The sequence below is a fragment of the Pseudomonas sp. 18.1.10 genome (genome assembly GCF_024655625.1).
GTDB lineage: Bacteria > Pseudomonadota > Gammaproteobacteria > Pseudomonadales > Pseudomonadaceae > Aquipseudomonas.
In genome coordinates this window covers 1-8,556 of sequence record NZ_JANLGL010000225.1, presented here as the reverse complement: position 1 = coordinate 8,556, position 8,556 = coordinate 1, and the positions used below count along the sequence as shown (strand labels likewise).

The 8,556-nt window shown below is 61.2% G+C and carries 7 protein-coding genes; 2 read left to right on the top strand and 5 right to left on the bottom strand.

Features of this window, described 5'->3' with window-relative positions:
* Positions 1 to 87: 87 nt before the first annotated feature.
* A complete protein-coding gene (gene copD / locus NUV89_RS25140; protein ID WP_257783449.1) occupies positions 88 to 945 on the bottom strand; it encodes a copper homeostasis membrane protein CopD in 858 nt (285 codons plus the stop codon).
* Positions 946 to 948: 3 nt separating this feature from the next.
* Complete coding sequence (gene copC / locus NUV89_RS25135) at positions 949 to 1,314, bottom strand: copper homeostasis periplasmic binding protein CopC (RefSeq protein WP_257783448.1); 366 nt, start codon at positions 1,312 to 1,314, stop codon at positions 949 to 951.
* A 116-nt stretch (positions 1,315 to 1,430) separates the two neighbouring features.
* Between copC and NUV89_RS25130 the strand changes: the two genes are divergently transcribed.
* On the top strand, positions 1,431 to 2,051 hold the full coding sequence (locus NUV89_RS25130) for a TetR/AcrR family transcriptional regulator (protein WP_017737434.1): 621 nt from the start codon (positions 1,431 to 1,433) through the stop codon (positions 2,049 to 2,051).
* A 121-nt stretch (positions 2,052 to 2,172) separates the two neighbouring features.
* Here NUV89_RS25130 and preA read toward each other — a convergent pair whose 3' ends face one another.
* From preA to hydA, 3 genes are all read right to left on the bottom strand, one after another.
* The gene (preA, locus tag NUV89_RS25125; RefSeq protein WP_257783447.1) at positions 2,173 to 3,447 is read right to left on the bottom strand and encodes an NAD-dependent dihydropyrimidine dehydrogenase subunit PreA; all 1,275 of its coding nucleotides are present in this window, start codon (positions 3,445 to 3,447) and stop codon (positions 2,173 to 2,175) included.
* On the bottom strand, positions 3,447 to 4,814 hold the full coding sequence (locus tag NUV89_RS25120; RefSeq protein WP_257783446.1) for an NAD(P)-dependent oxidoreductase: 1,368 nt from the start codon (positions 4,812 to 4,814) through the stop codon (positions 3,447 to 3,449). The genes preA and NUV89_RS25120 overlap by 1 nt, the downstream gene beginning before the upstream one ends.
* Positions 4,815 to 4,965: 151 nt before the next feature.
* Positions 4,966 to 6,405: a dihydropyrimidinase gene (gene hydA / locus NUV89_RS25115; RefSeq protein WP_257783445.1), complete on the bottom strand. Its 1,440-nt coding sequence runs from the start codon at positions 6,403 to 6,405 to the stop codon at positions 4,966 to 4,968.
* A 592-nt stretch (positions 6,406 to 6,997) separates the two neighbouring features.
* On the opposite strand from hydA, the gene NUV89_RS25110 reads away from it, so the two are divergent.
* Entirely contained in the window at positions 6,998 to 8,479 is a 1,482-nt protein-coding gene (locus NUV89_RS25110) for an NCS1 family nucleobase:cation symporter-1 (protein ID WP_257783444.1), read from the top strand.
* The last annotated feature ends 77 nt before the right edge of the window (positions 8,480 to 8,556 follow it).

The following is an 8,556-nucleotide window of genomic DNA, read 5'->3' as shown; positions in this document are numbered from 1 at the left end:
GTATCAGTCACAAGATTTATTGACTGGTCTACCGCATTCGCGAGCAAGCCCGCTCCCACATTTTTGATTGGTGTTCGACTTGAGGGCTTAGTTGCTCATGACCATCGGCGGCAAGGTCCCCAGCAGGGACACCGCCGCGACCGCCGCAACCCCCAGCAGCCACTCCAGCAGCACGCTAGCCTTCAAACTGGCGCGACGTTCGTCACAGCGTTCTATCCGCAACCGGTTCAACAGCGCCAGGGCCAGCATGCCCAGCACCAGCATGACCTTGACCAGCAGAATCAAGGCAAAACCACTGAACAACGGCGTCGGCCACAGTTGCCCGGTCAGCACGCGCACGTTGATTAACCCGGTCACCAGCAAGCCCGCAACCAGGCCATAGCCCACCCCGCTGAAGCGCCGCAGGATTGCCTCCAGCCCATAGCCCTGGGGTTGGCGCAGGATCAACACCAGTACCCACAACCCACCGAGCCACGCGCCGACGCACGCCAGGTGCACCACCTGGTTGAGGATCAGCAAGCGCCCGCTGAGCCCATCGAGCATGGCGCCGTGGCCCACGGGCGCGAGGGTCACCAGCAGCAGCGCGAGCAACGGCAGGCGCAACGCCGGCCAGGGCTTGGCCAGCGCAATCACCAGCAGCAGGTTGAACAGCAGGTGCCAGGTCCACACCTGGCCAAAAAAGGTCTTGCCCAGCACCAGCTGCACGGTGGCCGGTTGCAGCGCCGCGTCCCAACTGCCGGCCATGCTGGCGGTAATCAGCAGCAACCACGTCACTCCCGATAACAAACCGATCCAGGCGAGTGCCCGGGTGATGCGCAGCAGCTGTTGGTCGAGCACCGGTTGCGGCCCGGCGCCGAGTAGCCAGGGCCTGAACGTGCAGGCCCCGAACATCAGCAGCACGACGATGAAATGCACAAAGCGGCACAGCACCAGCAGGGTTGCCATGGGTTATTGGCCGACCTTGAAGCTGTATTCGCCGCTGCTCTTGTGGGTGTCGACCGACACCGCGTTCCACACCACCTTGTAGTTACCCGCAGCCAGCGGCGCGGCCGGCGTGACCACCAGGGTTTTCTTGTCGGCGTCGGGGGTTTCCAGGCCTTTGATGGCGATTTCCGTGCCGTCCTTGCTCAGGGAGACTTTGGTGAAGGTGGCTTCCACGCCTTCGCTGAAGGTCAGACGCAGATCGGCCGGCGCGGCGACGGTGCTGTCGGCGGCAGGCGTGGCGCTTTTCAGGTGGGCGTGGGCAAAGGCCGTCGAAGCGCCCAACAGCGAGGCGAGCAGGGCGACGGTGGTCAGGGTCTTTTTGATCAACATTGTGCAATACCAATCAATGGGGAGAAGGGCGCAGTGTACGAAGTTTCAGTATGGCCTGTCGCCGCGATCTAGAGCCGGTGGTAGTCTCTAACCCATGTTGTTGTCGGGGAGCCCTTATGGGCAATCACAAGAGTGGCATTCGTCGGGTCAACGTCGAAAAAATCCTGCTGGCGGCGGAGAAGGTCTTCGCCGAGAAGGGCTATGGCAGCACCGCCATGGCCGACATCGCCGAAGAAGTGCAACTGCCGCGCTCCAACCTGCACTACTACTTCACCACCAAGAGCGAGCTGTACAGCGCGGTGCTGTTCGACCTGCTGGATCTGTGGAAGCAGGACGCCCTGAGCTTTGAAACCTTCGATGATCCGCGCGTGGTGCTCAGCAGCTATATCCGCGCCAAGATGCAGCGCTCGCGCACGCGGCCGTATGGCTCCAAGGTCTGGGCCAATGAAATCATCCACGGCGCGCCGACCCTCGGTGAGGCGCTGGATGCGAGCCTGTACGACTGGGCCAAGATGAAGGAAGCGAAGATTCGCCAGTGGGTGGAAGACAAACGCATCCTGCCGGTGGAGCCGTCGAGCCTGCTGTATATGATCTGGGCGTCGACCCAGCACTATGCGGACTTCGATCACCAGGTGAAGATTTTGAACGATCACCAGCCGTTGTCGGACAGGCAGTTTGAGAAGGCGATCCAGACGGTCACGGGGGTTATTTTGCGCGGGATTGGGTTGGAGCCTTGAGCCCTGTGTGAAGGCTGATGGCGCTATCGCAGGCAAGCCAGCTCCCACAGTTGACTGCATTCCTTCAGACGAAATGCGGTCACTGTGGGAGCTGGCTTGCCTGCGATAGCGATCTAAAAGACTACACAGCCTCCCGATACGGATTCCTTGGATCCTGCGTCCAGTTCAAAAACGGCTTGCCCGTATCCACCGCCACCATTTCGATACAGTCCGCCACCGGGCAGGTGATCTGGCACAGGTTGCAGCCCACGCACTCCTCATCAATCACCTCGTAGACATGCGTCCCATCCGCCTGTTTCAAGCTGGCTATGGCCTGGTGCGAGGTGTCCTCACAGGCGATATGGCAACGCCCACAGCCAATACACGTCGCCTGGTCGATCTTCGCGATCACCTGATAGTTGATGTCCAGGTACTTCCAGTCCGTGGTATTGCCCACCGCCCGCCCGGAGAATGCCTGCAAGCTCTTGTAGCCTTGGCTGTCCATCCAGCGCGAGAGTCCGTCCTTCATCTCATCGACAATGCGAAACCCGTGCAGCATCGCCGCCGTGCACACCTGCACCGCGCCGCAGCCGAGGGCGATGAACTCCGCCGCGTCGCGCCAGTTGCCAATACCGCCGATGCCGCAGATTGGCAGGCCTTGGGTCTGCGGGTCGCGGGCGATTTCGGCGACCATGTTCAGCGCGATGGGCTTGACCGCCGAGCCGCAGTAGCCGCCGTGGGTGCTCTGGGTGCCAACCATCGGCAGGGCGACCATGCGTTCCAGGTCGACGCTGGTGATGGAATTGATGGTGTTAATCAGCGACACCGCATCCGCTCCGCCACGATACGCCGCCCGCGCGGCCACGCGGATGTCGGTGATGTTTGGCGTGAGCTTGACGATCACCGGCAGCGAGCAGTAGGTCTTGCACCAGCGCGTCACCTGCTCCACATACTCCGGCACCTGGCCCACCGCCGCGCCCATGCCGCGTTCGGGCATGCCGTGGGGGCAGCCGAAGTTCAGCTCGATGCCGTCGCAGCCGGTGGCTTCCACCAGCGGCAGGATGTTTTTCCAGGATTCTTCCACGCACGGCACCATCAGCGAGACGATCAGTGCGCGGTCGGGCCAGTCCTTTTTCACCTGGGTGATTTCCCGCAGGTTGATCTCCAGGGAGCGGTCGGTAATCAACTCGATATTGTTGATGCCCAGCACTTCACGGTTGGCGCCGTAGTGGGCCGAGTAGCGCGAGGACACGTTGACCGCCGCCGGGTCTTCGCCAAGGGTTTTCCACACCACGCCGCCCCAGCCGGCTTCGAAGGCGCGGACCACGTTGTAGGCCTTGTCGGTGGGTGGCGCAGAGGCCAGCCAGAACGGGTTGGGGGCTTTGATACCGGCAAATACAATCGAGAGATCGGCCATTACGCAGCCTCCACGTTCAGCATGAGTTGGGCGTGCATGGCTTCGGCTGCCAGCTTGCCGTGTTGCACCGCCTGCACGGTGAGGTCCTGGCCGAGGCTGACGCAATCGCCCCCCGCATACACGCCGGGAATGCTGGTGCGCAGGTGCTCATCGACAAAAATCCGCTCGCCGACGCGGTGCAGTTGCTGGGCCAGCGGGTCGTGCAGTGCCTCGCTGTCAAAGCCTTGGCCGATGGCCTTGAAGATCGCATCGGCGGCCAGTTCGAAGGTCTCGCCGGTGGGGAGCAGGCGGCCGTTTTCCATGCGTGTGCGCAGGAAGCGCATGCCACGCACATGGCCCTGGTCATCCAGCAGGATTTCTTCGGGTTGGGCCCAGGTCAGCAGGCGGACCTGGTTGGCCTTGGCGATGTCCTGTTCATGGTGGGTGGCGCCCATGTCTGCCAGGCCACGGCGGTACACGAGGTTGACATCGCGGGCGCCGAGGCGGGCCATCTGCACGGCCATGTCGATGGCGGTGTTGCCGGCGCCAAGCACGATGCAGCGGTCGGCCAGGGGCAGTTGGGTGAGGTCGTCGGTTTGGCGCAGTTCGCGGATGTAGTCGGTGGCGGCGAGCAGGCCGGGGGCGTCTTCATGGGGCAGGCCGAGCTGTTTGCTCGCGGCCAGGCCGAGGCCGAGGAAGACTGCGTCGAATTGCTGGTGCAGTTCGCTCAAGCTGAGGTTGTCGCCCAGGCGCTGGCCGTGGCGGATCTCGATGCCGCCGATCTGCAGGAGGAAATCCAGTTCCTTCTGCGCAAAATCATCCACCAGCTTGTACTTGGCGATCCCGTATTCATTCAGGCCGCCGGCTTTTTCCCGCGCTTCGAAAATTACCACGTCATGGCCGTGCAGGGCGCTGCGATGGGCGCAAGCCAGACCGGCCGGCCCGGCGCCCACGACCGCGATGCGTTTGCCGGTGGCGGCGGCGCGGTGGAATGGGTGTTCGCTGAAGTGCGCGTTGTCCACGGCATACCGTTGCAGCAGGCCGATCAGCACCGGCGCGCATTCTTCCGCGTTGTTGCGCACACAGGCCTGCTGGCAAAGGATTTCGGTGGGGCAGACGCGGGCGCAGCTGCCGCCGAGGATATTGGCCGAGAGGATTTTCTGCGCGGCGCCTTGCACGTTGTCGGTGTGGATATTGCGGATGAAGGACGGGATGTCGATCTCGCTGGGGCATGCATTCACGCACGGCGCGTCGTAGCAGTACAGGCAGCGGGAAGCCTCCAGTTGGGCCTGGCGGGCGTTGAGGGGCGGTGCCAGGTCGGTGAAGTGGCTGGCGAGGGTGGGTCCATCCGCTGTGGGATGGGGGAGGTGGGTCAGGGTCTGGATCACGGTGGTGGCCTCACGGTTATTGAGGTTCTGCCTCTGATGGGCATTGGTTTTTGTGTTGTCTGTGCTGGCCTCTTCGCAGGCAAGCCAGCTCCCACATTTGAAAGTGTTCACAAATCTAAATGTAGGAGCGGGCTTGCCCGCGAAGGCGATATCAGCGGTTCACAGCCACTGGCTTGGAATATGCAGCCCGCTTGCTCAACTGCTCAAACACGGGCGGATACGCCGGGCGCTGCACATAGCGCCCGGCACCCCGTTCGGCGCGCAGGTCGCCATCGGCCCAGACCAGCTTGCCCTGGCTCACGGTGTGGCTTGGTACGCCGCGTACGGTCTTGCCTTCGAAGATGTTGAAGTCGACGTTTTGATGGTGGGTCTTGGCGGAAATCGTTCGCGTACCCTCGGGGTCCCACAGCACCAGGTCGGCGTCGGCACCCACGCGGATCGCGCCTTTGCGTGGGTAGAGGTTGAAGATCTTCGCGGTGTTGGTGGAGGTCAGCGCGACGAATTCCTGCATCGACAAACGCCCGGTGTTGACGCCTTCGTCCCACAGCACTGCCATGCGGTCTTCGATGCCGGCGGTGCCGTTGGGGATCTTGCTGAAGTCGTCTCGGCCGGCGGCTTTTTGCTCGGCGCAGAAGCAGCAGTGGTCGGTGGCGGTGGTGTGCAGGTTGCCCGATTGTAAGCCGTGCCACAGCGCCTCCTGGTGCCCGCGTGGGCGGAACGGCGGGCTCATCACGTAGCCTGCGGCGGTCTGCCAGTCGGGGTGGCGGTAGACGCTGTCGTCCAGCAGCAGGTGGCCGGCGAGGACTTCGCCATACACCGGCTGGCCCTTGCTGCGGGAGTAGGTGATTTCATCCAGCGCTTCCTTGGTCGAGACGTGGACCAGGTACAGCGGGGTGCCGATGGTTTCGGCGATGCGAATCGCCCGGCTCGCCGCTTCGCCTTCGACCTGGGAGGGCCGCGACAGCGGGTGCGCTTCGGGCCCGGTGATGCCTTGGGCCATGAGCTTGCGTTGCAGGTGGTACACCAGCTCGCCGTTTTCCGCGTGCACGGTGGGCACCGCGCCTAGTTCGAGGCAGCGCTCGAAGCTGGCGACCAGGGTGTCGTCGGCCGCCATGATTGCGTTCTTGTAGGCCATGAAATGCTTGAAGCTGTTGATGCCGTGGTGGCTGACCAGCTCGGCCATTTCCTCGCGCACCTGCTCGCTCCACCAGGTGATCGCGACGTGGAAGCCGTAGTCGGCGGCGGATTTTTCCGCCCAGCCGCGCCACTGGTGAAAGGCCTCCAGCAGGGACTGCTGCGGGTTGGGAATCACAAAGTCGATGATTGACGTGGTACCGCCCGCCAGACCCGCCGCCGTACCACTGAAAAAGTCTTCACTGGCCACGGTGCCCATGAAGGGCAGTTGCATATGGGTGTGGGGGTCGATGCCGCCGGGCATCAAATATTGGCCGCTGCCGTCGAGTATTTCAGTGCCGGCGGGAATATCCAGGTCCGTGCCAATGGCGCGGATTAGACCGCCTGCGCATAAAACATCGGCGCGGTAACTTTCATCATGGGTAATAACGGTGGCGCCACGGATCAACAGCGACATGTCGAGTTCCTCACAGGCTTGACCGGCTTATGCCAGTTCTAAGTGTTGTAATGCTGCTTGCCGATAGGTGGGTTAATTCCTGTCAGCGGTGACAGGAATAGAAACTAGCCCGAGTTTTTCGATTGGGCAAGAAGATTTTTTATAAGCTTATATTGTTATTAAGGTGTTGATTTTTAACGATTAAAAATACAAATCACCAAAATGAAGCGGGCGTTCACCGTTTTGACGCACTTGACAGGTTCTTAAATTGAGCAACATTTCTTATTGCAAATCAGACGCTTGAGATATGCCGCTTGACGGCAACGGGAAATAAAAATAATTGTGTTGCACCAGATTGAGTCCTGCCAGTTCTGGCAACTTCCACCGGGTTTAGCCTGAGCCCAGTGAGCAGCGCTGTAGGTTTAATCGGAAAGCTGAATAACATCAGCCAGTTATATAAGCGGTTCGGGTGTGGTGACAGTTGTCGGCACGATTATTGAGTGCAGTGGCGGCTGGCCGGACCCGTGATGTCATGTTGTTTACGAGGTACTCCGGCCATCCAGCGAAAAGCGTTGGATGAGCAACAATAATTCGAAAAAACCGTGGAGCGGCCATGCAACAGAACAGATCGCAAGTCATTGAGCGCAACGGCCTGTACGAACTCGACGCCGGTCCCGACGTCCTCGACAGCCCGCGCTACAACCACGACATGGCACCGACCAAGGTGCATGAACGAACCTGGAACAAGTGGCACATCACCGCGTTGTGGGTCGGCATGTCGATCTGCGTGCCCACCTATACGCTGGGCGGGGTGCTCACCGCGTACTTCGGCTTGTCGGTGGGCGAGGCGCTGATGGCGATCCTGCTGGCCAATATCGTGGTGCTGATCCCGCTGACCCTCAACGCGTTTCCCGGGACCAAGTACGGCATTCCGTTTCCGGTGCTGTTGCGTTCGTCGTTCGGCATTCTCGGTTCCAACGTGCCGTGTCTGATTCGCGCGCTGGTGGCGTGCGGCTGGTTTGGTATCCAGACGATGTTTGGCGGGCTGGCGATTCACTTGTTCCTCGGTTCGATTTTCGAAGGCTGGAAGTCCCTCGGCGGCACCGGTGAAGTGATCGGCTTCATGATTTTCTGGTGCCTGAATTTGTGGGTGGTGCTGCGCGGTGCCGAGTCGATCAAGCGCCTGGAAACCCTGTCGGCACCGTTGCTGGTGGCGGTGGGGATTGGTTTGCTGGTGTGGGCGATGCCCAATGTGTCCCTCAGCGAATTGATGGCGATCCCGCCGAAGCGCCCGGAAGGCGCGAGCCTCACCGGCTACTTCATGGCCGGCCTGACCGCGATGGTGGGGTTCTGGGCCACCTTGTCGCTGAATATCCCCGACTTCAGCCGCTACGCGAAAAGCCAGAAGGACCAGATCCTCGGGCAGATCTTCGGCTTGCCGCTGACCATGTTCCTGTTCGCCGCGCTGGGCGTAATCATGACGGCGGCGTCGGTGAAACTGGTGGGGGTGAGCGTGTCCGATCCGGTGACCTTGATCGGGCATATCCAGAGCCCCGTGTGGGTAGCGATTGCGATGTTGCTAATCATCATCGCCACCTTGTCCACCAACACGGCGGCGAACATTGTCTCGCCGACCAATGACTTCCAGAACATCGCGCCGAAGCTCATTAACCGCACCACGGCGGTGATCCTCACCGGGTTGGTGGGGTTGGCGCTAATGGGGCATGAGCTGCTGAAAAAGCTCGGCTTGATCGTTTCCGATGTGAGCCTGGAGACGGTCTATTCCAACTGGTTGCTCGGCTATTCCAGCCTGCTGGGGCCGATAGCCGGGATCATGGTGGTGGACTATTTCATCACCCGCAAACAGCAACTGGACCTGGCCGGCCTGTACCGTGATGACGTGTACCCGGCGTGGAACTGGAGCGGGTTTATCGCCTTTGGCGTGCCGGTGGTGCTGACGTTGCTGTCGTTGGGCAGTGATGCGTTCAGCTGGTTCTACAGCTATGGCTGGTTTACCGGTTCGGCGTTGGGTGGCTTGCTGTATTACGCCCTGAATGCCAAACGCACGGTCAGCCCAGTCGCGATTAAAAGTTGAAATGCAATCCAAATGTGGGAGCGGGCTTGCTCGCGAATGCGGTGTATCAGAAACAGATGTGCTTGCTGACACACCGC